21 protein-coding genes and 1 pseudogene are annotated in these 25165 nt (G+C 54.4%); 14 read left to right on the top strand and 8 right to left on the bottom strand.

The window, feature by feature from the left end:
- Nucleotides 1–162 precede the first annotated feature (162 nt).
- The 4 genes and pseudogenes from NST44_RS01345 (at nt 163) to NST44_RS01330 (ending at nt 6197) form a co-directional block, all read left to right on the top strand.
- Nucleotides 163–2736, top strand: a complete 2574-nt coding sequence (locus NST44_RS01345; protein WP_007133066.1) for a hypothetical protein — start codon at nt 163–165, stop codon at nt 2734–2736.
- 36 nt (nt 2737–2772) lie between these two features.
- A pseudogene (locus NST44_RS01340) lies at nt 2773–3465 on the top strand (ABC transporter ATP-binding protein); the annotation flags it as partial.
- 281 nt (nt 3466–3746) lie between these two features.
- The gene (locus NST44_RS01335; protein WP_007133064.1) at nt 3747–5075 is read left to right on the top strand and encodes an ABC transporter permease; all 1329 of its coding nucleotides are present in this window, start codon (nt 3747–3749) and stop codon (nt 5073–5075) included.
- A gap of 36 nt (nt 5076–5111) precedes the next feature.
- Nucleotides 5112–6197 carry an efflux RND transporter periplasmic adaptor subunit gene (locus tag NST44_RS01330; protein ID WP_340897438.1) on the top strand — a complete coding sequence of 362 codons (1086 nt, stop codon included), beginning with the start codon at nt 5112–5114 and terminating at the stop codon, nt 6195–6197.
- 146 nt (nt 6198–6343) lie between these two features.
- Here the strand turns inward: NST44_RS01330 and NST44_RS01325 are convergent, their stop codons facing one another.
- Entirely contained in the window at nt 6344–7141 is a 798-nt protein-coding gene (locus tag NST44_RS01325) for a nucleotidyltransferase domain-containing protein (protein ID WP_007133061.1), read from the bottom strand.
- Nucleotides 7142–7544: 403 nt separating this feature from the next.
- Here NST44_RS01325 and NST44_RS01320 point away from each other — a divergent pair, with 403 nt between their 5' ends.
- From NST44_RS01320 to folE, 5 genes are all read left to right on the top strand, one after another.
- A complete protein-coding gene (locus NST44_RS01320) occupies nt 7545–7973 on the top strand; it encodes a GNAT family N-acetyltransferase (RefSeq protein WP_007133060.1) in 429 nt (142 codons plus the stop codon).
- Nucleotides 7974–8358: 385 nt separating this feature from the next.
- Nucleotides 8359–8961 carry a signal peptidase I gene (gene lepB, locus NST44_RS01315; RefSeq protein WP_007133059.1) on the top strand — a complete coding sequence of 201 codons (603 nt, stop codon included), beginning with the start codon at nt 8359–8361 and terminating at the stop codon, nt 8959–8961.
- 41 nt (nt 8962–9002) lie between these two features.
- Entirely contained in the window at nt 9003–10871 is a 1869-nt protein-coding gene (queG, locus tag NST44_RS01310; RefSeq protein ID WP_007133058.1) for a tRNA epoxyqueuosine(34) reductase QueG, read from the top strand.
- Between the two features lie 147 nt (nt 10872–11018).
- Nucleotides 11019–11255: a YneF family protein gene (locus NST44_RS01305; protein ID WP_007133057.1), complete on the top strand. Its 237-nt coding sequence runs from the start codon at nt 11019–11021 to the stop codon at nt 11253–11255.
- Between the two features lie 196 nt (nt 11256–11451).
- Nucleotides 11452–12045, top strand: coding sequence for a GTP cyclohydrolase I FolE (folE, locus tag NST44_RS01300; protein ID WP_007133056.1), 594 nt, complete (start codon nt 11452–11454; stop codon nt 12043–12045).
- Between the two features lie 176 nt (nt 12046–12221).
- On the opposite strand, the gene NST44_RS01295 is transcribed toward folE, so the two are convergent.
- From NST44_RS01295 to NST44_RS01275, 5 genes are all read right to left on the bottom strand, one after another.
- The gene (locus NST44_RS01295; RefSeq protein WP_007133055.1) at nt 12222–12494 is read right to left on the bottom strand and encodes a hypothetical protein; all 273 of its coding nucleotides are present in this window, start codon (nt 12492–12494) and stop codon (nt 12222–12224) included.
- A gap of 35 nt (nt 12495–12529) precedes the next feature.
- Nucleotides 12530–13804: a lipase family protein gene (locus NST44_RS01290; protein WP_007133054.1), complete on the bottom strand. Its 1275-nt coding sequence runs from the start codon at nt 13802–13804 to the stop codon at nt 12530–12532.
- 23 nt (nt 13805–13827) lie between these two features.
- Nucleotides 13828–14124, bottom strand: coding sequence for a hypothetical protein (locus tag NST44_RS01285; RefSeq protein WP_007133053.1), 297 nt, complete (start codon nt 14122–14124; stop codon nt 13828–13830).
- A gap of 377 nt (nt 14125–14501) precedes the next feature.
- On the bottom strand, nt 14502–15725 hold the full coding sequence (locus tag NST44_RS01280; RefSeq protein WP_007133052.1) for a Fe-Mn family superoxide dismutase: 1224 nt from the start codon (nt 15723–15725) through the stop codon (nt 14502–14504).
- Between the two features lie 137 nt (nt 15726–15862).
- The gene (locus NST44_RS01275; RefSeq protein ID WP_007133051.1) at nt 15863–16864 is read right to left on the bottom strand and encodes an alpha/beta fold hydrolase; all 1002 of its coding nucleotides are present in this window, start codon (nt 16862–16864) and stop codon (nt 15863–15865) included.
- Nucleotides 16865–17198: 334 nt separating this feature from the next.
- Here NST44_RS01275 and NST44_RS01270 point away from each other — a divergent pair, with 334 nt between their 5' ends.
- Nucleotides 17199–17939, top strand: a complete 741-nt coding sequence (locus tag NST44_RS01270; protein WP_007133050.1) for an IclR family transcriptional regulator — start codon at nt 17199–17201, stop codon at nt 17937–17939.
- A 242-nt stretch (nt 17940–18181) separates the two neighbouring features.
- Here the strand turns inward: NST44_RS01270 and NST44_RS01265 are convergent, their stop codons facing one another.
- Entirely contained in the window at nt 18182–18343 is a 162-nt protein-coding gene (locus NST44_RS01265; RefSeq protein ID WP_007133049.1) for a hypothetical protein, read from the bottom strand.
- A gap of 184 nt (nt 18344–18527) precedes the next feature.
- Entirely contained in the window at nt 18528–21245 is a 2718-nt protein-coding gene (gene acnA / locus NST44_RS01260) for an aconitate hydratase AcnA (RefSeq protein ID WP_007133048.1), read from the bottom strand.
- Nucleotides 21246–21542: 297 nt separating this feature from the next.
- Between acnA and NST44_RS01255 the strand changes: the two genes are divergently transcribed.
- The 4 genes from NST44_RS01255 to uvsE all read left to right on the top strand — a co-directional run bounded on the left by NST44_RS01255 (nt 21543) and on the right by uvsE (nt 25119).
- Nucleotides 21543–22565 (top strand): amidase domain-containing protein, encoded by a 1023-nt coding sequence (locus tag NST44_RS01255; protein WP_007133047.1) that lies wholly within the window; start codon nt 21543–21545, stop codon nt 22563–22565.
- Nucleotides 22566–22611: 46 nt separating this feature from the next.
- On the top strand, nt 22612–23706 hold the full coding sequence (locus NST44_RS01250; protein WP_007133046.1) for a D-alanine--D-alanine ligase: 1095 nt from the start codon (nt 22612–22614) through the stop codon (nt 23704–23706).
- 97 nt (nt 23707–23803) lie between these two features.
- Nucleotides 23804–24121, top strand: coding sequence for a hypothetical protein (locus NST44_RS01245; RefSeq protein ID WP_007133045.1), 318 nt, complete (start codon nt 23804–23806; stop codon nt 24119–24121).
- Entirely contained in the window at nt 24118–25119 is a 1002-nt protein-coding gene (gene uvsE, locus NST44_RS01240; RefSeq protein ID WP_007133044.1) for a UV DNA damage repair endonuclease UvsE, read from the top strand. Before NST44_RS01245 ends, uvsE begins: the two co-directional genes overlap by 4 nt.
- The last annotated feature ends 46 nt before the right edge of the window (nt 25120–25165 follow it).

Here is a 25165-nt window from a genome sequence, read left to right as displayed (position 1 = left end):
TGGGGGGATTAAATCAACTTTTATGTTTGAAAAGTCTGAAAGTTCGTTGGAACGGCAGTCCAAACTTTCTCCGCGAATCTATCGTTATTCTAGTATAGCCATCACAATCCGTCGATTGGAATCGATCGGGGGTGCTTGGGCGGAAAGGAGCAGTTTCATAATATGAATAAAAAAAGGTACACAGCGGCAGCCATTCTGCTGGCTGCAACATTGGCGGCCGCGCCGCATGCCGATGCGGCTGCGTCTAAGACGGCGTCATCGCAGGCTGTCGGATCTGCTGCGGCCCAAAGTCCGGCTCTCGACTGGCGTGTGAAGCTTGGCGGCGGCGTCACGGCGACGCTTGAGCAAGCCGACGTATGGCAGCAGAACGGAGACAGCGTGGCCGTATTTACCCTCCAATACAAAAATGGAGGAAAAGCCGCGGCCAGGCTCGTCACGTACTTCCCCAAAGCGGTGCTTCCCGGAGGTTCGGTCAAGGCCGCCAATCCGATATCCAAAGACCTTGCGAAGAAGAAGGTCGAGCCGGGTCAAAGCCTGACCGTAACCTATTACGTCAAGACGGACACCCCTTCCTTGTCTGGCATGAAGCTTGCTATGGACGTATGGAATCCGAAGGTTAAAGGCTATTTGGAGCGTGTCGGGTCATACAGGCTGCCTTCCAATTATTCAGCCGCGGTTGCTTCAGGCGTGAATGCAAAGCTGAGCCTGAGCGGAACTCCGGTTACCGTAAAATCGGAATCGCTGGAGATCATCAAATATGACGGCAAAGTCATCGCCAGGGTAGGCATGTCGATGACGAATAACGGCAGCAGCGCATGGTCGGACCGCGGTTATGACCCGTTCCTGGTCACGAAGAGCGGCAGCTCCTTCCGGCTTCAGCGCGAGGCAGGGCCCGAGGGGACACCGATTCAGCCGAAAGAACGGAAGCTGGTCTATTACATAACAGAAGTTCCAACGTATCTAAAACCGTCGGGCTTGCGTTTTTTATGGACGGAAACCGATGAAGCCTTGAAGCTGAGCCTGCCTGTAGGCTCGTTCCGGCTGCCTGCTGCCACCGCTCCTAAATGGGACGTGCCTGCAGGTGCGGCCAAGTCCCTGACGATTAGCGGCCAGCCTGTCGAAGCGAGAATCCGTCAAGCCACGCTTCGCTCTTCCGGGGACCAGGGGATATGGAATATCGAGATGGCTTTCAAGAACAAGGGGAAGAAAACCGCCAAGATTCCGGCGTATGAGTATGCGATTAAGGCGTCGGAGGGCTCCTATCATCCTTATGCGCCGGGAGATCCGGGGAGCCTGATGCTGACGCTTCGGCCCGGGCAGGAGAAGACCGTAACGATGGAAATCTCCCTGCCGATGGAGCTCAAGCAGGACCGCTTGAAGCTGCAGATGATCGAAGCATCGGGAGATGAGCGCACACCTTCTCCGCCTGCGGGTCAGGAGGAGCCGGGGGGAAGCACAGGCTCGGATGCTCCAAGCAAAGCGAGTCTGCCTTTGGCCTACTTCAGCATACCTTATCAAACGGAACGCCAGTCCTCCATCGGGGTAGAGTATGCGCCCCAGAGTGCCGGCGGGTTTGCTTACACGCTGGAATCCATTCAGCGCCTGCCATGGCAGGATACGGATCTTATTGTAGCCAAACTGCGATTGCGCAATACCCATGAGACGAACGCCCTGCAGCTGCCTGAGCTGAAGGCGGATGTCACCGCGGACGAAAAGACCGTACTCGCAAGTCCCGAGGTCATTGCCGGGGAGCAGGGCTCCTTGATCGCGCCGGGAGCATCCACGGAGGTGTCCGTCCTGGCCAAAATTCCGTACACGAAGGATATCCGCACGCTTCGCTTCAAGCTGTTTGCCCAGCAGGAAAGCGTGAAGACACCTTTCCTTACCCTGACGACGCCGGGACATACGCAGTCGATTGAGCTGCTGGAGAAAGGGAAGCCGTATACCGTCACGACGGCCGGGAAACGGGCAGAAGCGCAGGAGAGACGGACGCTGATTTACGAAGGAGCGGATTCGGATATCATTTATTCCGAACTGACGCTGACCAGCGGGGAGGCGCGCCGGGTACAAGCGGCTTTGCTGAAAGGATATTTCCAAGGTACGGACGGGAAAATTTACGAGGCCGATACCGTGCAGCCGGAAACGCCAATTCAGCCGGGAGGCAAACAATCGGTCGTATTCTGGGCCAGAGTGCCGAAGGGGACGGCCGGAAGCCTGGGACTTGCCTTGGGCACTGCGATGTCCGGGGGCAAGCTTGCCGAGCCGGGCAAAGACGTGAGCGGCGTCCTCGGCGTGAAGAAGATGCAGCTGAATCCGGTTCGTCCGGCCGCAAGCTCCAATCTGACGGGGCTCGACTGGTATCCGTACAGCATTTCCGTGACGAAAGCGATGGGGCATTTGCAGGAGGGCAGCTCGAGCATCTCCATGAATGTGACGGTGGACGTGAAGCGAAGCGACAGCATTACCGCTGCGGATGCCGGCCACAAGCTGATTTTGACGATCAAGGACACCCTGGGACAGACGCAGGAGCGCATCCTTACGCCGGGGACGGATATCCAGGTTCCGGGCACGAGGACGCTTTCGTTTGAAATGACGGATGAGCAGTACAAAAAATTGAAAGGCGGATGGTTTACCCTGACGCTCGCGGACGAATTCCAGAATGAACGGATCACCCTCGGCACTCAAAGCTACAATGTGACGTTCTATCCGAATGTTGTGGAGCCGCCGGAAGAGTAAGAGGGAAACCAAGGACCAGGGAGAGGAAAGGCGAACATGTTGCGTTTGGAAAATGTATCGCACAGCTTCAAAAACGGCAGCGAGGTATTAAAGGTGCTTCATAATATCGAGTTCGAGGTCAAGGAAGGCGAGATGATCGCCCTTCTTGGCAGCTCGGGCTCGGGCAAATCCACGCTGCTGAACCTGATGGCCGGGCTCATGAAGCCGACGGAGGGCCATATTTATATCGCCGGCCAGGATATCGTCAAATATAGCGAGAACAAGCTTGCCGTCTTTCGGCGGAAGCATATCGGATTTATATTTCAAGCCTATGAATTGATCCCTACGCTGACGGTGCGGGAGAATGTAGAGCTTCCGCTCGTCTTTCAATCCGTCCCGAGATCGAAGCGTCGCAAGAAAGCGATGGAGCTTCTGGAGATTACGGGGATCGGCGATAAAGCCGAAATGTATCCTTCCCAGCTCTCGGGAGGGCAGCAGCAGCGGGTCAGCATCGCGCGGTCGCTGATCACGGAGCCTTCCGTTATTTTTGCGGATGAGCCGACCGGCAACCTCGACACCAAGACGGAAGAGGAGATTCTTCGCATCATGATGACGCTCAACCAATCGATGAACACGACGTTCGTTATCGTCACGCATGAAATGGAAGTGGCGGCTCAAATGAAGAAAACGATCATGCTTCGCGACGGCTACCTCGTCACCCCGGGGGAAGGATCGGGACCGGAAGCGCCGCGTCAGCCTGAAGTCATTGCACTGGCTGCTTGCGAGGAGCCAGTTGTGCATAAGCCAGAAGTCGTTGCACCCGCAGCTAGCGAGGAGCCAGCCATGCATTCGCCTGAAGTCATCGCACCCGCGGTTACCGAGGAGCCCGGGGCGCGTCAGCCTGAAGTCGTCGTACCTGCAGCTTCCGAGGAACCCGCAGCTCCCGAGCCGGCAGATGCTGCCCAAGAGCTGCAAGCCGTCCCGTCCGGGCCGGAGAAGGCAGGTGACGAAAGCTGAAATTTGTAGACAGTATGCGGCTTGCCTGGGGCCAGATCAAGCGCCGCAAAGTGGTGACGGCCCTGTGCATGACCGGGATATCGATCGGATGTGCGGCGATCATTGTAGCGATCAGCATCGGAAACGGCGCCCAAAGCTACCTGGAGAAGGAGATCATAGGCGGCTTGAAGCTGGATGAGATTACGGTAACCCCTCAAGGCTCGGGCGGCTCTTCGGATGGAGGCAGCGGGCCTGGCGCGGAGCGGGGGCTATTGACCGATGACAAGGTTCGAGTGATTGAGGGCTTTCATCATGTGAAGTCGGTCATTGCCGCCAAGCAGATGGGGTACTTCCGGTTCCTCTCTTCCGATAATTTGGTTCATGACGGCATCAATATCATGGCCGTTGATTTGACGAAGCTTAAGGAGCAGGGCAACCGTTTCGCGCAGGGCGGGCCGCTGGATCAGATGGGTGCGGTGGTGCTCAACTATGGCGCAACGTCAGGCTGGAAGGATGCCGAGACCAGCGAAAGATTGATGAACATGATGAACAGCGATCCCAACAATCCGAAAATATGGGAAGAGTTATATATGTACGACAGCGCCATTACGGATATGATGGGCAAGAGCATCCAGCCCGAGCGGATGGAAGGCGAACAGAAAGCGCTCGGCCCGCGCCTTTATATCGGGGGCGTGCTCGATGTTCCGAAGGGGCAGAATGCCGAGTTTGCCATCTACGACCGCCAGGCCTATGTATCGTTCGAAACGGCGGATTGGCTGAATGACACCTTGAATTCCAATAATGGAGCCGCCATGAAACAGCGGACGTACGATACGTTAACGGTCAAGGTGGATGATCTTCAGCACATCCAGCAGCTGGAGGAGCTCATATCGAAGCTGGCCTTGAATGCCAGCGACAACTTGGCCGCGCGCGATCAGATCGCTTCCCAGCTGAATACCTTCAAAGCGATTGCGCTCGGCGTCGGCGTCTTCATTCTGCTGCTGGCGTCCATATCGATCATTGTGGCCATGACCATGTCGACGCATCAGCGCCGCCGGCAAATCGGCATCATGAAGGTTCTCGGGGCGAATTCGGGTCAGATCCGCGTCATGTTCATCGTTGAAGCGAGCCTGCTAGGTTTCCTTGGCGGCTTGCTCGGTATCGTATTCGCTTATTTTATCGTTAATGGGCTGAATTCGTTCATTACGGCTTCCGCGGGCATGGCGGGGCTGCAGATTGAGGTGACCCCAAATACGCTGCCGATCGGCATCGCATTCGCTGTGACGACGGGGATTTTTTCAGGGATTTATCCGGCGATCAGCGCCGCCAGAACCAATGCGCTGCTCGCGATCAAGCGGGATTAGGAGACTACCGGATCGGAAAGGACGCTAATATACGGTATGAAAAAAATAATAAAATGGTTGGTTATTGCAGCGGTCATCGGCTTGGTCGGCTATTGGGGATACGGACAGGTAAAGCCTAAGGAAGCGCCGATACCCATGATGGAAGAGCCGCAGGTGATTTCATTTCCTGTCACCGAGGAGACGATCGTGACCACTGTGCAGGTCAAGGGTACCTCGGAATATGGAAAGGAAACGAATGTATACGCCCCTTTTGAGGCGAAGGTGGAATCTTGGAACGTTGCGAACGGGCAGCAGATCAAGAAAGGCGATACGCTGTTCAGTCTAGAGCAGAAGACCATTCACCAGCAGCTACAGCAGAAGGAGGCCGAGCGGAAGAAGCGGAAGCTGGAGCAGGAGCTGAAGGAGTTCACGCTCAATCAGGATTTGGACAATGCCCCGGTTGGAGCGACGGAAGCAGAGCGCCTGAAGCTGCTGGCCGATCAGGAAACCGCCAAGCTGAGCAGTGAGCTGGACGGGGTCAACGAGATGATCGAGGCTCAGACGATCGCAGAATTGAATGAGCGTCTGAAGCAATCGATATACCGGGCGCCGTCGGCGGGCATTTTTCTATTCGACAATTCGCAGAAGCAGCCGCAGTCGGTGACGGCCAATCAATATATCGGCAAAATCGTTGATCTGAACTCGCTTCGGTTCGCTGCCTATGTCGGGGAGAGCGAGGTGTTCAGCATTAAGCCGGGGATGGAGGTTGAAGTGAAAATGCCTTCCATTAAGGACATGAAGCTGAAGGGAAAAGTGGAAGAGGTGGCCAAATTCGCGGAGACGACTTCCCAGGAAAAGCAGACATCCCAGAAGCCGCAATTCAAAGTGATCATCTCCCTGCCAAAAAACGACCGTTTGATCGGCGGACTGACCTTGACCGGAGACATCGTTACCGAACGCAAAGAGAAGGCGGTTGTCGTGCCGAAGCTGGCTGTTATGACCGAAGGCGACATCTCTTATGTGATGGTCGATAAGGGCGGCGGTCATATTGAACGGCAGGATATCGAGACGGGCATGCAGACGCTGGATAAAATCGAGGTGCTGTCCGGACTGAAGCCGGGGGATACCGTGGTTCTTCAATAGGAAGAAAGACCGACTATTCATAGCAGGAAGAGCAGCAGGCGGGCGAAGAGATGATTCGCATGTGCGGCTTCTTCCACACATACCAGGAGGCTGCTCCAGGTCTAATGACCTTTGGGACAGCCTCCTCGCGTTTTTCTATTTATGCATTAACTATTTTTGATTATCGTGTCATAAATATGCTCCAAATAAGAAATAGAGATCTGCTCGGCTTCTGATCTGGCTATGAAGGTATCCGAGGCTGGCCGCAAGCGTTGGTACATGCGGATCGTGGTTTTCAACGCATGGTAGCAGCTGTTGGCGTCATGAACAGGAAGGGTTCGCTTAAGCTCCTCCAGTTCGCTCTCTGCATGCTCCTCCAGCCTTCGGACCCCTCTGGGCAAATGTCCCTCTTGCATTAGGATCAATGGGCCTAATACCGTGCCGCGAATAAAGGTGATCAGGTCGATGGCCTCAAAGATCTCCCCTCTCCCCAGCTTTGCGGCGCCGTAATGGATCCATACCCAGAAGCGATCCTCCATCCATTGCGGATCGGGAGTTGGATACGAGGGGGAGGTCGCTTGAAGGATCGAGCTGATCTCTCCCGTTCGCTCCCATATGATGAGCGGATTCTCAATCCGCGTTGTAAGCTCCGCCGAGGTGATGAATTTGAGATCGACATGGAGCGGCTGCGGGCCATATAAGCAGATAACCAAGCGGGGTTCGCCGACATGCTCTCCAGTAAAGGCCGATAGCAAGTGGCCTAGCCCTTCTGCAATTTGAATCCGTTCCTCCATGATTGAACTAAGGTAAGCAGCGTCATACACGATAACGAGGTCCAAATCGCTGTATTCATCCATCGTTCCCGTCATCATGGACCCGCCAGCAAGCAGACCCAGCAGTCGATGGTCTTGGCTGAGCTTCGCCTTGGCTTGTTCCAGGAATTGTTCGTGTAAAGGCAATTGCATTGAAACCACTCCTTAAAATAAGACCCATTCCTCAAAATGGGTATTACGCCAATCTACCACCCTCCAGGCCGGACTGTCAATTATATCCTTCAAAACAAGGAGATTCAATTCCTTGTCCATAGCATAAATCTTAATATCAAGCTAATCCTTTCCTTTGAATTTTTAACATGCTTTTAACAAATATAAGAAGTTTTATCCAAGTTGTAAAATGTAAACGCTTCAAATGAAGCGCTTTCAGAAGAAAACTCGTGAATTTAGGAGAAAGTTGTGGTTTAATGGACAAGGAAACAGGATTTTCGGGTTTTTTGTAGTAAAACATTAATGTCAGGTTTGCGTAAACGGAATACTTGTTCTTTGTAAACCGGGTAAACCGCATCATGCTAACGAAAAGGGAGATTTTGAAATGCATGTTCGTTCCTTTCAGTTGAGTGACTGTAACCCCGTAACCGAGCTATTACAGATTGCTTTATCGGAAGAATGCTACGAAAACACGATGGAGCCCTTCTCCAGGCAGCTTGCTTGGGACTCCGACCTGATCATGGTTGCGGAGGAAGACGGCGAAATTGTCGGTGTCCTAATCGGGACCATCGAGCGCAATCATGGCTGCTATTATCGCATTGCTATTCATCCTGATTACCGTAGAAGAGGGATCGGCAAAGCCCTGGTATCCGCTATGGAGCAGCGTTTCCAATCACGCAAAGTAAGCCGGATCCTGGTAGCCGGAGACGAGCATAATGCCGCAGCGATGCCGTTTTATGAAGCGATGGGCTACGGAGCCAGCAAGATTCTGCAGTCGTTTCAGAAGCTTAGCATTGTGGTGGGGCCCCGGTAAGAGCCTCTTGGCGTTCTATGCGGGCACACGGCAGCCTAAGACCTCTACAGAGATAAATCATTAAATTTTTCCATAGTGTGTGATTTCAAAAAGCCAACTTTTCAGCGCGAATGAAGGCGAAGGGCCGTCAGAAGCACAGCAGCGGCAATCGCAGGAACGCCGGAGGAGCAGCGATTTTTCGAGCATGCATGCCGGATTCGCTTAGGAATCCGCCGCCTGATCTTCTTCGTGATCAAAAGGGGACTTTTTGAATGACCTCTATATGAAGCATATCTTTCAGCCGTTGCAAATGGAGGGGAGATATGCTTTTCTATTAATGTACCCCAATTTTGAAGGTGCCGCCTGTCGAGGTTCGAAGGTGAAATCGAAGTAAAGTAGGTGTAGTATGGGACAAGTGATTCCTCCGGATTCAGCCGAGAACGGACAAAGCAGCGAGCCGCGCCAGCAGACTGGCGGAAAGAACGGCTGGGCCGCCGAGCTATGGGATTGGGTCAAGACGATCGCAATTGCCTTTGTTATTATGGTGCTTCTTAATATGTTTGTGTTTAATTTGTCGACGGTTAAGGGCGAATCCATGCAGCCAACGCTGACCGCATCGGAGCGGCTGTTTATCAATAAAGTGGTCTACCGCTTTGCAGAGCCCAAGCATGGTGATGTCATCGTGCTGAAGGACCCGAGCGACGGTCCGGATAAGAAAGAGTTTCTTGTTAAACGTATTGTCGGCGTGCCCGGGGATACAATTGAGGTGAAGAATCAGAAGCTGTATGTGAACGGTGTCCCGCAGGACGAGGAGTATACGGACGTCCCCATTGAGGATCCGGGCTTTAAACCGGTGAAGCTGGAAGAGGGACGGTATTTCGTGATGGGCGACAACCGCCACCTCGGAAAGAGCAAGGACAGCCGCATGTTCGGAAGCGTTAAGGAATCGGATATTGTGGGCAGAGCCGAATTCATATTCTGGCCGCTGTCGGAAATTAAAAAGCTGTAGCCAAAAATAAAGCTTCAACCTAACGAAAGGAGGCGCTGGAGATGACCTACACACTTGGCTCGTATGCTCCTCCGCCTTCGGTATGGGAGGAGCTCAAGCAGGAGCTTAAGACTGCTGCACCGGAGCTGGGCATCGATGATATCGGGTTCGCTTCGGCGGAGCCGTTCGTATCGTTGCGAGGCATATTACAGAACCATCGCGACAAGGGCTACGAATCGGGATTCGAGGAGCCGGATCTGGATAAGCGGGTCACGCCCGCCTTGCCGGGAACCGAGCCTGCTTCGCTAATCGCTATTGCGGTGGCGTACCCCTCCAAGATGGAAAATCCGCCGAAATCCGAACCCGGCAAGTACCGGGGGATAATGGCCCGTTCTGCTTGGGGAAGAGACTACCACCATGTGCTTCGGGAGGCGATGAGCCGGCTGGAAGCTTTTATACGGGAGCGGGTGCCGGATGCGGTGCTGGAAAGCATGGTCGACACGGGTGCGCTGGTCGACAGGGCGGTTGCGGAGCGGGCCGGAATCGGCTTCAGCGCCAAGAACTGCGCGATCATCTCTCCCAAGTTCGGGTCATGGATCTATCTTGGCGAAATGGTCACGAATATTCCGTTTCCGCCGGATCAGCCGGTTACGGAAGACTGCGGCGAATGCACCAAATGCATCGACGCCTGTCCAACGGGCGCGCTGGTCGGACCCGGACAGCTGAATGCCCAGCGGTGTGTCTCTTTCCTGACGCAGACCAAAGGGTTTCTGAGCGAAGAAGTGATGCGGAAGATCGGCAACCGTCTGTACGGCTGCGATACTTGTCAAATCGTTTGTCCGAAGAATCGGGGGAAGAACTGGACGCATCATGAGGAGCTCCAGCCCGATCCGGAAAAAGCCAAGCCGCTGCTCCTGCCGATTCTGGATATGAGCAACCGCGAATTCAAGGAGACGTTCGGCGATACGGCTGCGGCCTGGAGAGGCAGAAAGCCGATCCAGCGCAATGCCGTCATTGCCCTTGGCAATTTTAAAGACATTTCGGCAGTACCGAAGCTGAGCGAGGTGCTGCTGAAGGATCCGCGCCCTGAGCTGCGGGGAACCGCCGCATGGGCTCTGGGCCGCATTGGAGGCGAAGAAGCGTTGAACAACTTAGAGAAAAGCATGAAAACCGAAGGGGATCCCCAAGTACGGGACATGCTGCAGCAAGCCTTAGCGAAACTCAATGCCGATGCAGCGACATCGGAGAATACACGGAGCGAATCGGCTGCCCCGGTGCCGGAGGCAGCGGAGGAACAAGGCTCTGCCGGAGCGGCGGCAGGGAAAGCTTCAGCCGGGAATGCAGCCGCCGAGCCGGAGCAGCCGCGGCCTGCTATCCAGGGGGTTGAGCCGATGGCCGTTCCCGAGGGAGGGCCGGAGGTATTGTATTATGATGAGCTCCAATCCCCGATCGGTACGCTGACCGTCTGCGCGACGGAGAAGGGACTGTGCCTTATCGAATTCGGGAGCTTCCATGTGAAGGAAGCGGTCATTCAGCAGTGGTGCCGCACCTGGTCCGGCAACGGTGGCTATGAGCGGGATGAAGCCCGCCTGGCTCCGGTAACGGATCAGCTGAAGCGGTATTTTGCAGGAGAGCTGAAGGAATTCACCCTTCCGCTGGATATGCGGGGAACCTCGTTCCAGCTCCAGGTATGGGAGGCGTTGAAATCCATTCCTTATGGAACCGTATGTTCTTATAAGGACATCGCGGAATCGATCGGACGTCCGAAGGCGGTTCGGGCGGTCGGCGGGGCCAACAACAAAAATCCGGTGCCAATCGTCGTGCCGTGCCACCGCGTCGTTGGAGCGGACGGTGCGCTGATCGGCTACGCCGGCGGACCGGAAATCAAACGGACCTTGCTGGCGATCGAGGGCATTACGCTGGGCCGGTAAACGCGCGTCATTCTTCTTGGAATGCCTCGTATGGCCGCCCGCGCATATCCGGATTTTTCATTTGCTGTCCTTCATGGGACATGCTATGATAAGTTCGTGTATGTGCCATGAAATGGTAAATATTAGCATGATTAAAGGTGGTCAAGCATGAATATCGTCATTCCGATTGTTACGTTGATCGTGGGTCTGGTTGCGGGCTTCTTTATCGGGGCATTCTATCTGCGTAAGCAGCTGGAGAAGATGCAGAACGATCCGGAAATGCTGCAAAAAATGGCAAAGCAAATGGGCTACAACCTGAACAGCAAGCAGATGCAGCGCGCTCAGCAAATGATGAAAAACCAGCCGATGCCCGGCAAAGGGCAAGGCCGCAAACGCAAAGGCTAATGAATAGGAGGGCCGCCTTCGTTTATCCATTTGACGGAGGGGGCGCTTCTATTTAGTGAAGACTGCTAACAGCGGTTATATGTGGCTGTTCATTCGATCGCTTTCGGGTGCTGCCCGGCAGCGTAAGCATACGGATTGAACAAGCATAAAATACGGATACCGTTTACCTGGTTGTAGGCGGAAAGGGGGATGTACTGTGGCAGGTGTAAAGGATTATGTTAACGATAAAGTTGTAGAAAACCGGGAGCAGATCGAATACCATATCGAGCAAATTTTGAAGCTGATCGGTGAAGATCCGCAGCGTGAAGGGCTGCTGGAGACACCGGCCCGTGTCACCCGGATGTATGAGGAGATTTTCGCGGGATATTCCGTGGATCCGAAGGATGTACTGGGAGTAACCTTCGATGAACAGCATGAAGAGCTTGTCATCGTGAAGGATATCGTATATTACAGCCAGTGCGAGCATCATATGGCTCCATTCTTCGGCAAGGTTCATATCGGCTATGTGCCGAGCGGGAAGATCGCGGGACTGAGCAAGCTGGCTCGTCTGGTTGAGGCGGTTACGCGCCGTCTTCAGGTTCAGGAACGCATCACGTCGCAAATTGCGAACATTATTGTGGAGGAGCTCCAACCGAGCGGCGTAATGGTCGTTGTGGAAGGGGAGCATCTGTGCATGTGCGCCCGCGGCGTGAAGAAACCGGGAAGCAAGACGGTGACCTCTGCCGTACGGGGAACGTTCCAAAGCGATGCTGCACAGCGTTCGGAGTTTCTGTCATTAATCAAGGAATAAACCATAGTGCAGTGAACAACGGCTGGACCCGTAGATGGTCCAGCCGTTGTTGTTATTCCACCGTTTCAGGAAACGAAAGGATTATGGGGGATGCTCCGTTCTTTTAGATTCGGCAGATCCATGATTGCTCTATAGGGGATGTCTTGGCGCTTAAGGTTAAACAGCATCACGGCCGGCTATCTTGAGCCATCCACCTGCTTCATATGCTGGACGTAACGGATCAGCTCCGCTTTCTGCAGCTCCAGCTCATGAATCCGCCTGGACATCTCACTGAAGAAGAGCTCGATCTGATCGCGCAGCACATTGGCCGATTGCCCCCTCCAATCCGAGAGGCGGGCGTACATCGCCCTTGCTTCCTGTTCATCCTGCCGAAAGAGGGCAAGCAGCCTGGACAGCTCGCGTTCAGCCTGAAGCAAGTCATCCAGCTCTAGCAATATTTCCTGACTCATCAATTGATCCCTCCAGAAGACTTGTAAATGGGCTGTTATCCGCTGCGATCCGTCTGTTCGAACAGATCCGCCTTGTACTTAATGTACTGGACCATGTCGGTCGTATGCTGTATATGCCACTGGCTCAACGACATAATCGAAGCATCCAGCTGCTGCACAATCGGCTGGAGCCGTCTGCTGTGGCTGGAATACATCGTTCTGGCAAGCCGCTGACGGATCCCCTCCAGCTCGCTCTGGCTCTGCTGGGCATTGGCCCTCCACGTTTCCGCAACGCTGCGCAGCTCCGCGGGGGTCACCTCAATGGTGCCGGCTCCTGCCGATTGGCCCGCCATTGCGGCTGCTCCGGCTGCGCCCAGAAGCGAGCCGTGGATACCAGCCATCATTCCGTTCATCATCCCATGAAGCGATTGGAAGAGCCCGCTGTCCGAAGGAACTCGGGGTGAATCGACAGGCTTACCGGTTTCACCGTCATAGAGCGGGTTGGATATGTAACCATTCTCGAATTTATAGCGATCGAGCTGGTGGTAATTGGGCCCGCCGAAGGTGTTGCCGATCTTGTCCCACAGGCTGACCCCGTCGTTGGCATCCTCATAGTTGGAGTCGATGTAATAAGTCGATCCCACATGACCCTCATACCCGCCGAAGGTGCCGCTGGCAACGATATCGCCCGGGTGGGCAAAGTTAATGATCTGGGAATCAAACTCGCCGTTCTCGGCCATTCTCCGGGCTTCCGGGGAAAGGCTCCCAATGACGGAGGGGGCACTGAAGGTGACGGCGGGCAGGCCGGTATAAGCTGCCGCATACTGGGCGTTGGCGCCGCCAAGCGAGTGGCCGGTCAGCGTGAAGTTTAAGTCCGGGTGCTTCTCCTGCATTTCCCTGGCATAGTCTTCAGCCTGAAACATTTGGTTTGTGCCGAGGACATCGGCTTTTTTCATAAGGTTTCTGGATTGTTCACCGACCCAATCGTTCAGGCCTGTGATTCCCACAGCGTCCTCGAATTTGGTGATCTGCTCATCGAACGGCCTTTCGATTTCTACCTTTCTTCCAAGCTCTCCAAGGCCGATCCCAACATCATTTAGCAGGTCAGGACCGGAGGTGGATAACTCGGCTTCTCCCTCGGTTCCGCGGTAAGCGATGACAGCCTCACCGGTCTGCCGGTTCACGAACGTAACGGCATCGAATCCCGAAACGGCATGGCTCTTCGTATCCTCCAGCACTTCCCAATCGGGCAGATCCTCGATCTGTGCGCCTTCCTTTAAGTCCTTATAAGCTAACCGTGATAACGTGTTATACGTTTCATCATCGACCATGACGCTTCCTCCATAATTGAAGTTTACTTCTTCTTATTGGCTTCAATGACTTCTTTCAGCTCCGGGCTCATGACAAAGTTCTTGGTTTCAAACGTCTTGTAGTTCACCGAAATGTTGAACGTCTGATCTTTATGCCCTTTGACGTGGCCCTCGACATCGATCTCATCCGCTACATAGGAAGGCATCTTCTTCTGACCTGTAACTTCGACCTCCAGGCCGTATTGCTCCTTGAAAAATTGAATGGCGGTCTCCTTCGTCTGGGCCATGAGCTGATCCTCGCTCGCCGCAACCTCCGGATCGCCGGATTTACCGGATTTCATGCTTTGGCATCCTCCTATCATGAACGTGGCTAAAATAAAACAAATGAACAGGATCTTCCATCCGGAACGCATATCCATCCTCGTTTCATCCCTTCAGTAGACTCTTTGATCCTCATACCCATGCTAAGTTCCAGTAAAATGCTTACTGTATTATCATAGACTGGGGGACTGCAGCAAACAACGTATTAAATAACCAGAAACATGGTAATAAAGTCCTGTCGAGCCCGCGCGGCAATACCTATTTTTGAGCTTTCCAGATTAGGTAGAAGGAAGATAAAAGCCCTCCCTAAGCCTCGGTTACGAAGCAAGGAGGGCGGACTCTGATAGCAGTCTCAATTCTTACGGGGTGCCATGAAGCGGTTAGGATCGGTTCATCATTAAAACGGCTTCCATTTCAGCTTGCTTGCATGCTTGAACCGCTCGGCCACTTCGGGCCAGTACACGACGTTCCACCAATCCCTGATGTAGTCTTTACGCTTGCTTTGATGCTTCAAGTAATAGGCATGCTCCCATACATCGAGAGCGAGGAGAGGAACCACATCCCACTGGGAGAGGTTCTGATGCTTCTCGGCCTGTAATATTTCCAGACGATGGCTGCGCGGGCTCCAGACAAGGATGGCCCAGCCGCCGCCTTCCACCTTCTCAGCCGCCTCGCTAAAATGCTTCTTGAACCGTTCAAAGCTGCCAAAATCCTTCTTGATCTGCTGGGCAAGCTCTCCCTCTGGCATGCCGCCGCCCTTCGGGTTCATGATGCTCCAGAACAGGGTATGCAGGTAATGCCCGGCCCCGTGGAAGGCGAGCTCACGCTCCCAATGCTTCACAAGCTCGAAGTTGCCGCTCTTGCGCGCTTCCTCAAGCTTTTTCTCGGCTTTGTTCAACCCGTCCACATAGCTCTGGTGGTGAACATCGTGATGGACCCGCATCGTCGCTTCATCGATATGCGGCTCGAGGGCGTTGTACGGGTACGGAAGCGGAGGGAGGCGGTGGCCGCCGATCGGGACCGGCTTGCTGCCCGAATCCGCTAAGCCGTGGATCGCGGCCTCGGGCCCAGCGGAGGCTGATGAAGCCGATGAAGCTGGTTCTTCCCGATCTTCCCGTTCTTCCTGTTTTTCTCGAGGCTCCCTATTTTCCGCGGGTGGAGGGGGCGCTGCCGCTTCTTCCATGAACCGTTCCACCGCTCCTGGAGAATTCAAAGTGTCCAGAACGCCAAGGAAGTACTCCGATTCGCGGATGATATGAAGCAATACCGTCTCCGCAAGCGGCACGGTTCGAACGGCAGGGCTGTTATCCTTCATGCCTTCCAGCTGGCGGATGAATTCCCTGGACTGCTCGAAGGAGACGCGCAGCAGATGCTCGACCTGTGCGATGACCTCGGGCGATGGCGGCCCCGGATGGCGGAGAACATATTGCAGCAGGACATCGGCGGCTTTTTGCGTATGATCGAATACGACGGCCCACTGGTCCAAAACGTTCACGTAGGGCTCCTCAAGCCCCGGAACAATCGCTTTAATGACATCCGTATGCTCCATCTCCTGGAGCTTCCAGAAGGCGATCTCCTCCAGAATACGGGCCGGCAGCTTCGCGCCGTAAATATATAACATCGATTTCCCTCCCCATATAGCATTCACCATAGTCACTATATTCCGGGACGGGCTTGTATTATGTAAGGCAATATAAAAACCCCCGCTGCCGGTTCCGGCAGCAGGGGAGAAGGTCATCCACTTAAAAGGTACAGCACTTATTGGGCTTGCAGCCCTTCCCGGCCCTCGAGCTTGCCAAGGAAGGTGGAGACTCTGCGCAGATACTCTTTCGGATGCTCTCGGAAGATAAGCTCGTGGTGCGCATCCTTCACAATCCATGAATCGGAATCTTCATGGGTCTGGTTTGCGGCGATTTTCTCGGCGATCGGGTAAGGCGCCTTATCGTCCCTTGTTCCGTGGATGAACAGGATCGGGAACGGATAATCATGCTTTTTTACCTCGTTATAAGGGATTTGATCGAGACTCGTTCCATTCAGCACCGGGAAGAGCAGCTCCAGAATTTCCAAGGAAGGATGCCTTGGAAGATCAATTTGGTTGTGAATATTGTGATAAAGCGTGTCCGGCTCCAGCAAAAAGGTGCTGTCCAGAATCATCGCGTCAACATCCTTCGTCTCGAGCCCCGCCTGTAATGCGGTGCCCGCGCCCATCGAGAACCCCCAGACGACAATCTGCTTCGCGCCGCGGTGCTTCACATGTTCAATCGCGCCTAGCAGCTGACGCTTCTCCTCCTTACCGCCGGTAGCTACCTCCTTGCTGGTTTGGGATGCAAAGCCATAGTCGAACATCAGCACATTATAATTCATGCTGTGCGCGTAATGAGCGATATCATACATCGGCACCCAGGTCTCCTCACGATTGGCTCCATATCCATGGCTGAGCACAATCGTCTTATCGGAATGATCCGCAGGGATATACCAGCCGTTCATATTTCGTTTGCCGTCAATGGAATGGAAGGTGACGCTCTCGTAATCCATTTCCTTGGCAAGCTTCGGATTGGAGTAAAGGGGAGCCACCGTCGGATTCGACAGCACCCAGGCAATATAGGCGTGCAGCGCTATAAAGCAGAAGATAAGGAAAAAGACGACGGATAAAATCAAAGCTAGCAAAATATGCTTGAACCGTACCAAGCCTGTAGAAAGCTCGGCCGGGGCGTCATTGACTTGGGAGAGTGGGGCATTACGACCAGTTACCATGCTCATGGATGGCCCCTCCTTACCATAGTTTTATTGCGCGAAAGTGAAAAACGCTGATTTTTTATAATAATCGTATGCCGGGATGCCTATTATGTCAATGTAAATCGAAAGTTTGTTAGATGAGGATTTGGCAAAAATCCAAAGGGCGACCCTCAATCAGCAATAGATAGCAAAACCGTTTTATTCATCTATATATTGTACCCGGGAGCCGATGGAACCGAATTTTACAAAATCCCGCGATAATTGTAAAGCTGGCAAATGGTTTACTTCTGCCTTAATTTTTCATATAATTCTTGTAACCAGGTTTCATGTGATGAAACAGGAGAGGAGCAGGTCGGGGATGGAAGACCGCAAATTAACTGTACGTGCCGTTGAAAGGGCTCTTGATATATTAATATGCTTTACGAAGAACAGTGAGCTCGCTCTAACCGAGATTTCTTCGCTGATCGGGCTGCATAAGAGCACGGTTCACCGCCTGCTGGCAACGCTGGAAGACAAGGGATTCGTGGTGCGGAATCCGGAGACGGAGAAATACAGGCTGGGTCTGAAAATATGGGAGCTGTCCATGCACTTGTCACAGAGCGATGACCCGGCCATTCGGCTGCTGCCGGCAATGGAGGCGCTGCGGGATCGGCTTGGCGAAACTGTAAGCCTGTATCTGCGGGACGGTGCGGAGCGTTTGCGCATTCAGGCGGTACAGAGCAACCAGGCCATCCGGCGGGTCGCCCAGGTAGGCGTGAGGCTGCCGCTGTCCGTCGGCGCTTCCAGCAAGGTTCTGGTTGCGTTTGCGCCGCCGGAGGATCAGGAGGAGCTGCTGAATGCACCGGATTGGCCCGAGTCGGTAGACCGTGAGACGTATCGGAAGCAGCTGGCCGAAATATTGCAGAAGGGCTATGCGATCAGTATCGAGGAGCGCGAGCCGGGGGCGGCAGCGGTATCGGTGCCGATCTTCGACCGTTACGGCAAGGCGGCAGCGGCGCTTTCGATGTCGGGGCCGGTCACCCGCTTGTCAGCCGAGAAGCTGCGCGAGTATGCGCCTGTGCTGAAGGAAGCGGCTCGGGAGATGGGAATGATGATGTGATGGCTGCCCAGGAATCTTAAGCCGTACGCATATCGTTCAAGGGACGAAGGATTCGTCCCAAGTGTGAAAGTGGACAGGGAAACAGTACCGCCTGTACGCTAAAAAAGGAGATGACCCGGACTAGATCCGGTGCATCTCCTTTTTTAGTTCCAAGCTCCAAGCGATGGATATTCATGTTTGCGGTTTCTATTATGTAGACGTTGGCAGTATACGTTCATGGACGCACAAATCAGGCCTGGTGATCATCGTTTCGCTTGGTGTCCTTTCGTCGCCTCTCTCATTTTCTGATTCAAGATCTCTTGAAAGGTAGCCGTCTTGGCATTCGTTGTTGCTTTAGGCGCAACCATTGGCTGCGGGCGTTGATATTGATGGTGGAACGGGGTCATCGTATGGATTTTGATCATCGGTACAAACCTCCTGGATCACTCGAGTATCCGCAATGTTTGTACCCATTAACCTTCCCGGCTCTATTTGAAACGGGACTTCCAATAAACAGGAATATGGTACTGCAAATATGAAAATCCCCATCTTCCGAGACCGAAAGATGGGGATTTGTTCCTGAGACTTAAGTGCCTTTAGAGAGAGGTGTTACTGGTTCGATGCGATCATTTGACGAAGCACCGTTTGGAGGATACCGCCGTTATGGTAGTAGTCCACGTCGACCATGCTGTCAAGACGAGCGATTACCGGGAACTCGAACTTGGTCCCGTCTTCGCGAGTAGCGACAACGGTCAATTCCTGACCCGGCTTCACATCATTGCTAAGGCCGATAATATCGAACGTCTCGCGTCCGTTCAGACCAAGGCTCTTCCAGCCGTGTCCTTCTTGGAACTGGAGCGGAAGTACGCCCATGCCCACAAGATTGGAGCGGTGGATCCGTTCAAAGCTTTCGGCCAGAACGGCTTTGACGCCGAGGAGGTAGGTACCTTTAGCCGCCCAGTCGCGGGAGCTTCCCGTACCGTATTCCTTACCGGCGATAACGATCAGGTTCTGTCCGCCGGCTTGATAGTTCATCGAAGCGTCATAGATGGACATGACTTCGTCCGTAGGCAGGTACGTGGTCACGCCGCCCTCGGTGCCAGGAGCTACCTGGTTGCGGATGCGGATGTTGGCGAACGTTCCGCGCATCATGACTTCATGGTTACCGCGGCGGGAGCCGTAGGAGTTGAAGTCTTTGCGCTCAACGCCACGCTCGCTCAGGTATTTGCCTGCCGGGCTGTTCGTTGCAATGTTGCCCGCCGGCGAAATATGGTCCGTCGTAACGGAGTCGCCCAAGAGAGCAAGCACGCGCGCTTCCTTGATGTCCTGAATGTCGCTCAGGCCATTGCCCAGGCCTTCGAAGAACGGCGGATTTTGAATGTACGTCGATTGATCGTCCCACTCATACAGCTCGCCTTCCGGCACAGGGATCTTGTTCCAGCGCTCGTTGGCTGTAAATACGTTCTCGTATTTCTTGCGGAAAGCATCCGCGCTGACGGACAAGCCGATCGCTTCACGAATTTCGGCGCTCGTTGGCCAGATATCCTTCAAATATACCGGCTCGTTGTTTGGATCGTAGCCGATCGGATCGTTCTGAAGGTCGATATTAACCGTTCCTGCAAGCGCGTAAGCCACAACAAGCGGCGGAGAAGCCAGGTAGTTGGCTTTAACCTGAGCGTGCACGCGGCCTTCGAAGTTCCGGTTACCGGACAGTACGGCCGCAACCGTCATGTCATTGTCGGCGATCGCTTCGCTGACTTCGTCAGGCAACGGACCGGAGTTACCGATACATGTTGCACAGCCGTAGCCTGCTACATAGAAGCCGAGGGATTCCAAGTAGTGCAGGAGACCGGCTTTCTCCAGATAGTCGGTTACGACCAGGGAGCCTGGAGTCAAGCTGCTCTTCACATAGCCAGGCTTCTTGAGGCCGCGTTCCACGGCTTTCTTCGCCAGCAGGCCTGCGCCGAGCATAACGCTTGGGTTGGAGGTGTTCGTACAGCTTGTGATAGCCGCGATGACAACCGCACCGGTTCCCATTTCGCTTGTGGAGCCGTCTTTATGCTTAACGGTAACGGTCTGCTCGATCTTCTCGTCGCTGAGGCCGTATCCGCCCTTGTCGATCGGCGTACGGATAATATCGTTGAAGTTCTGCTTCATTGCAGTCAGCTCGATACGGTCTTGCGGACGCTTCGGACCGGCAAGGCTCGGCACGACGGAAGCGAGGTCGAGCTCGATCACGTCGGAGAACTCAGGGTCCGGCGTATCGGCCGTACGGAACATGTTCTGCGCTTTGTAGTAGCTCTCAACGAGTGCAACCTGCTCATCGGTACGACCGGTGTTGCGGAGATAAGCAAGCGTCTCGTCGTCAACAGGGAAGAAGCCGATGGTTGCGCCGTATTCCGGAGCCATGTTGGCTACGGTTGCACGGTCAGCCAAGCTGATGTTGGCGAGGCCAGGGCCGTAGAACTCCACGAATTTGCCGACAACGCCTTTTTTACGGAGAAGCTCGGTGACGGTAAGGGCAAGGTCGGTTGCCGTTGCGCCTTCGGCCAGGCTGCCCGTCAATTTGAAGCCGATAACTTCAGGCGTTACGAAATAGAGCGGCTGGCCGAGCATGCCGGCTTCCGCCTCGATGCCGCCGACGCCCCAGCCTACGACGCCAAGACCGTTGATCATGGTCGTATGGGAGTCGGTGCCGACGAGGGAATCCGGGAATACGAGCGTTTCGCCGTCTACCGTCTTCGTGGCCGCTACGGAAGCCAGGTATTCCAGGTTAACCTGGTGAACGATACCTGTTCCAGGAGGAACCGCACGGAAGTTATTGAAAGCGGTTTGAGCCCAGCGGAGGAAGCGGTAGCGCTCTTCGTTGCGCTCAAACTCGACTTTCATGTTATATTCAAGAGCTTGGTCCGTACCGAAAGCATCAACCATAACGGAGTGGTCGATAACGAGGTCAACCGGTACGAGCGGGTTGATCTGCTTCGGATCTCCGCCGGCTTTCTTAACGGTGTCGCGCATAGCTGCAAGATCGACGACAACCGGTACTCCGGTGAAGTCCTGCAGTACGATGCGTGCAGGGATGAACGGAATTTCCTTGTTGTTGTCACGTCCTTCGTTCCATTTGGACAACAGCTTTACATGATCTTCTGTAATGGCGCGTCCGTCGAATTGGCGAACGGCGGCCTCAAGCAGCACCCGAATCGAGAACGGAAGCTTGGACACGCTGCCGTATCCTTGCTCTTCGAGCGCCTGCAGGCTGAAATAACGATAGTTTTTACCGCCCACCTCGAGGTTGCGCGAGATGGAGAATTGATCCTTTACTGGCATACCTGAACCTCCTTGAGTCATTTCTGAGTTCAACTGTCAGTTGTTTCACTAGATGAAACCCAATTTCATAATTCACACACTCTAAGTATAACGATTTCAAGCCGCTACGTAAAGCATTTTTTATAGAAGAAAAGTATTTCAAAACGGTGAAAATCCGCCTGTTTTCAGCGTCCCTGCAAGCGTCTGCCGAAGCGGTCATGGAGGGCTGTTCTTGGAGCGGGTTCATAGCCCGCTTCCTTGCTTCATATAGTTGTGATAGGAACCGTGCGTTAGGCCAGGTTAGAGGAGGAGAGAGGTATGAGCAGTCTGCAGCAAGCGGAGAAGCCTTGGAAGCAAAGCTTATATATTTATGTCAATCAATACAACCAAAACCGGGTCGACTATTCTTCAGGCCTGAAAGAGCAAATTGTAGCGGATTTGAATTACTTGGTAGAGAGAGGCGAGAGGCAGTTCCGGCTCCAAGCATGGTACGAAGAACGGGAGGTTGTGCCGCTCAAGAGCGAAACCCGGGCCCGGCTTCAGCGCATCCTAAGGGAGACGGAGGATGACGTCGTTGCCGACGTCAGGCTCAGCAGCGTCTTTTATTATGAAAAAAGAGGGATGACGCATCGGGAGGATATCGTTACGCGCGAGCGCCTTACCCTGATCCGCGACGGCGACGCCTGGCTGATCGTCGGCATCGAGCGGCTGGAGGACGAACGCCATCCGCTGCAGCAGGCTGGGAACCTGAGTGCAGACCCGTCTGCGGCCGGGCGCGAGCCTTCGCTTCCGTTCATGAACGGACGTGTGTATGCGGCGGGAATGAGCCCGAGATCGGGCCGCTACGAGCGGGAGGCAGCCGCAGCTTATGCGGACCGCTGGTGGGATTCGGGAAATCCAGAGTTCGCCGAATTCGATGTGGATTGCACGAATTATATATCCCAGTGCCTCTTTGCAGGCAAAGCCCCAATCCACTATACTGGTAAAAGAGAATCGGGATGGTGGTACAAGGGATATGTGGGCGGCCGAGAATGGTGGAGCTACAGCTGGGCGGTTTCGAACAGCTTTGCGAATTACTTGTACACCAGCACGACGGGTCTGCGGGGCGAATTGGTCGAACGGCCGGAGCAGCTTATGCTCGGCGATGTGATCGTGTACGACTGGGACGGCGACGGCGCCTTCCAGCACAGCACGATCGTCACGGCGTTTGACGCAGGCGGCATGCCGCTGGTGAATGCCCATACGGTGTCCAGTCGCCACCGGTACTGGGACTATCGCGATTCGTATGCGTGGAATGACAAGACCAAGTACCGGTTCTATCATATCCCCGATTATTTTTAAGGCGTGCGCGCATCATGCTGCAAAACGTACAAGAGAGAGGTTATTCATGGGACAGGATAAATTAACGGTCGGCTTGGTATACGGAGGGAAATCGGGGGAGCATGAGGTGTCGCTGTCGACAGCCTTCGCCGTCATGAACGCTTTTGATTTCGACAAATATGATATCATGCCATTTTATATTTCGAAGCAGGGAGCATGGAGGATCGGCACGAAGCTGACGGCGCCGTTCTCCGATCAGGAGGAGCTCAAGCTCGCCGAGGGGGAAGGCACCCGTACCGCGCTGAATGCGGTGTTCAGCAGACTGTACGGAAGTGAAGAGCCGGTAGTTGACATCATGTTTCCGCTGCTGCACGGAACGTTCGGTGAGGACGGAACGATTCAGGGACTGTTCGAAATGGCGGATATTCCTTATGTCGGAACCGGGGTGCTTGCCTCTGCTGCAGGCATGGATAAAGTCGTCATGAAAAAGCTGTTCGCCCAGGCGGGACTGCCGCAATGCGAATACTGCAGCTTCACCAGATCCCAGTGGGAGCGCAATCAGCATGAGCTGCTTCAAGGGATTGAGGACAAACTGGGCTTCCCGAGCTTCGTCAAGCCGGCCAATCTGGGCTCCAGCGTCGGCATATCCAAAGCGAAGGACCGGGAGCAGCTGAAAGCCGCGATTGAAACCGCGCTTCGCTTCGACAACAAGATCATTGTTGAAGAATTCGTGGATGCCCGCGAGGTGGAGGTCAGCGTACTCGGTAACGATGAGCCGATGGCTTCGGTCCCGGGTGAAATCGTCTCTTCGAGTGAATACTATGATTACGCGGCAAAATATATCAGCGGACAGTCCAAGATGCAGATCCCTGCCGATATCGATCCGGATACGGCCGACCGGCTGCGCGAGCTGGCCATATCGGCCTTCAAGGCGATCGAGGGCAGCGGCATCACCCGCGCGGACTTCTTCCTCCGCCGATCGGACGGCGCGATTCTGATCAATGAGGTCAATACGATGCCGGGCTTTACGCCGTTCAGCATGTATCCGCTCTTGTGGCGGGAGACAGGCATGTCTTACCGCGAGCTGCTTGACCGGATGATTGAGCTCGGCCTGGAGCGCTACAACCGCAAACAGGCGTTGATTTACGAGAATCAGGCTTAAGACTTACAATCGGATATGAATAGCCAGGGGGAGTCCGCGAACAACTGATCACGGCTCCCCTTGAGTCTAATATTTAAGCAGGAAAGGAAGAGGTCTTATGGGATTTCAAACCGAGTTTAACTCCGTCTGCAAGTTTAAGAGCGAGCAAGAGCTCTACGAGCTGCTGGAATACGGACGAGGCAAAATGCTGAAGGACGGCCTTCGTGTGTTTCCGACAGGACAGAAGGTGATTGCCTACACGCCGGATAACCGAGCGGTAGCCATCGTGCTGATTACGGCATGCGTATCCGAGATCAATTTCCAAGGACGCGAAGTCACTTCGGTCGAGCTGCAGCTGATCCGCAAGCTGACGGATGAGGAATCCCGCGTCCAGACGGCGCTGGCTCACGAAATGTTCTTCGGGGACCATGCATGATCGTAAGATTCGGATATGTAGCCATGTCCACGGTCGTTCAGAATGCTTCTCCCTCCAAGACCATGACGATGAAGAGTTTTCTGAAGCTGAATGACCGCGAGGCCGGCATACATAAGCTGGAGCGGATCGCGAATGAAAATCTTCATAATACGCTTCGCCTGTTGAAGCACAACGCAGCGCATGATATTATGGTGTACCGCTTTTCCTCCAAGCTGATTCCGCTGGCAACCCATAACGATATGCGGGACTGGGATCCGTTCCCTGCCTTGCAGGAAGGTTTTCGGGCGATCGGAGACTACGTGAAAAAGCACGGCATGAGGGTATCCTTCCATCCGGACCATTTTACGGTGCTCAGTACGCCCAGGCCTGAGGTGCTCGCTAGTTCCATACGCGACTTGAACGCACATGTCGATATGCTTGAAGCGATGGGGCTGCCGGCAGCGATGAAAAACAACATCCATATCGGAGGCGCTTATGGGGACAAGCCATCGGCGGCCTCCCGGTTCATCGAGCACTTTCATGAACTTGACCAGCGTATCAAGGAGCGTCTGACGCTGGAGAACGACGATAAGACCTTTACGGCACAGGAGACGCTGGCGGTATCCAAAGCGACGGGGGTTCCGATGGTGCTCGACATTCACCACCAATGGGTGAACAATGACGGCGAAGCGCCATGGGAGCTGTGGCCTGAGATCTTTCGCACTTGGGAGACGCCGCTCGCCCAGGCCGGGTCGGATCCCGGGCAGCCGCTGCCCCCGAAGATCCATGTATCCAGTCCGAAAAGCCCGGCGGACATCCGCAGCCATGCCGATGGGGTGGACGTGGTGCCGCTGCTGGCCTTTTTACGGAACATTGCAGGAGAAACGCCGCGGGTGGATGTCATGATCGAGGCGAAGATGAAGGACGGCGCTCTGTTCGGGCTCATGAAGGAGCTGGCAGAGTATAAGAATGAGGGCGTCACGATCTTGGACGGGGCCTCTGTGGAGATCCATCCATAGAACGAGTAGAACGAGCGGACGGTCCTCTTGCATCCGGAGGGATTTT

It is taken from the genome of Paenibacillus sp. FSL W8-0919, from assembly GCF_038003785.1.
GTDB classification, from domain to species: Bacteria; Bacillota; Bacilli; order Paenibacillales; family Paenibacillaceae; genus Paenibacillus_AQ; species Paenibacillus_AQ lactis.
Note: the sequence above shows the minus strand (reverse complement) of the source record. Positions and strands in the feature narration are given on the sequence as shown.

What these genes read in the sequence shown, in the direction of transcription:
- NST44_RS01245 (WP_007133045.1), top strand. Translation starts at nt 23,804, where the DNA reads ATGGGATTTCAAACCGAGTTTAACTCCGTCTGCAAGTTTAAGAGCGAG.
- NST44_RS01255 (WP_007133047.1), top strand. Translation starts at nt 21,543, where the DNA reads ATGAGCAGTCTGCAGCAAGCGGAGAAGCCTTGGAAGCAAAGCTTATAT.
- uvsE (WP_007133044.1), top strand. Translation starts at nt 24,118, where the DNA reads ATGATCGTAAGATTCGGATATGTAGCCATGTCCACGGTCGTTCAGAAT.
- NST44_RS01270 (WP_007133050.1), top strand. Translation starts at nt 17,199, where the DNA reads ATGGAAGACCGCAAATTAACTGTACGTGCCGTTGAAAGGGCTCTTGAT.
- NST44_RS01305 (WP_007133057.1), top strand. Translation starts at nt 11,019, where the DNA reads ATGAATATCGTCATTCCGATTGTTACGTTGATCGTGGGTCTGGTTGCG.
- acnA (WP_007133048.1), bottom strand. Translation starts at nt 21,245, where the DNA reads ATGCCAGTAAAGGATCAATTCTCCATCTCGCGCAACCTCGAGGTGGGC.
- NST44_RS01250 (WP_007133046.1), top strand. Translation starts at nt 22,612, where the DNA reads ATGGGACAGGATAAATTAACGGTCGGCTTGGTATACGGAGGGAAATCG.
- NST44_RS01325 (WP_007133061.1), bottom strand. Translation starts at nt 7,141, where the DNA reads ATGCAATTGCCTTTACACGAACAATTCCTGGAACAAGCCAAGGCGAAG.
- NST44_RS01275 (WP_007133051.1), bottom strand. Translation starts at nt 16,864, where the DNA reads ATGAGCATGGTAACTGGTCGTAATGCCCCACTCTCCCAAGTCAATGAC.
- NST44_RS01290 (WP_007133054.1), bottom strand. Translation starts at nt 13,804, where the DNA reads ATGGTCGATGATGAAACGTATAACACGTTATCACGGTTAGCTTATAAG.
- NST44_RS01335 (WP_007133064.1), top strand. Translation starts at nt 3,747, where the DNA reads ATGCGGCTTGCCTGGGGCCAGATCAAGCGCCGCAAAGTGGTGACGGCC.
- NST44_RS01285 (WP_007133053.1), bottom strand. Translation starts at nt 14,124, where the DNA reads ATGAAATCCGGTAAATCCGGCGATCCGGAGGTTGCGGCGAGCGAGGAT.
- NST44_RS01295 (WP_007133055.1), bottom strand. Translation starts at nt 12,494, where the DNA reads ATGAGTCAGGAAATATTGCTAGAGCTGGATGACTTGCTTCAGGCTGAA.
- queG (WP_007133058.1), top strand. Translation starts at nt 9,003, where the DNA reads ATGACCTACACACTTGGCTCGTATGCTCCTCCGCCTTCGGTATGGGAG.
- NST44_RS01345 (WP_007133066.1), top strand. Translation starts at nt 163, where the DNA reads ATGAATAAAAAAAGGTACACAGCGGCAGCCATTCTGCTGGCTGCAACA.
- NST44_RS01320 (WP_007133060.1), top strand. Translation starts at nt 7,545, where the DNA reads ATGCATGTTCGTTCCTTTCAGTTGAGTGACTGTAACCCCGTAACCGAG.
- NST44_RS01265 (WP_007133049.1), bottom strand. Translation starts at nt 18,343, where the DNA reads ATGATCAAAATCCATACGATGACCCCGTTCCACCATCAATATCAACGC.
- lepB (WP_007133059.1), top strand. Translation starts at nt 8,359, where the DNA reads ATGGGACAAGTGATTCCTCCGGATTCAGCCGAGAACGGACAAAGCAGC.
- NST44_RS01330 (WP_340897438.1), top strand. Translation starts at nt 5,112, where the DNA reads ATGAAAAAAATAATAAAATGGTTGGTTATTGCAGCGGTCATCGGCTTG.
- NST44_RS01280 (WP_007133052.1), bottom strand. Translation starts at nt 15,725, where the DNA reads ATGTTATATATTTACGGCGCGAAGCTGCCGGCCCGTATTCTGGAGGAG.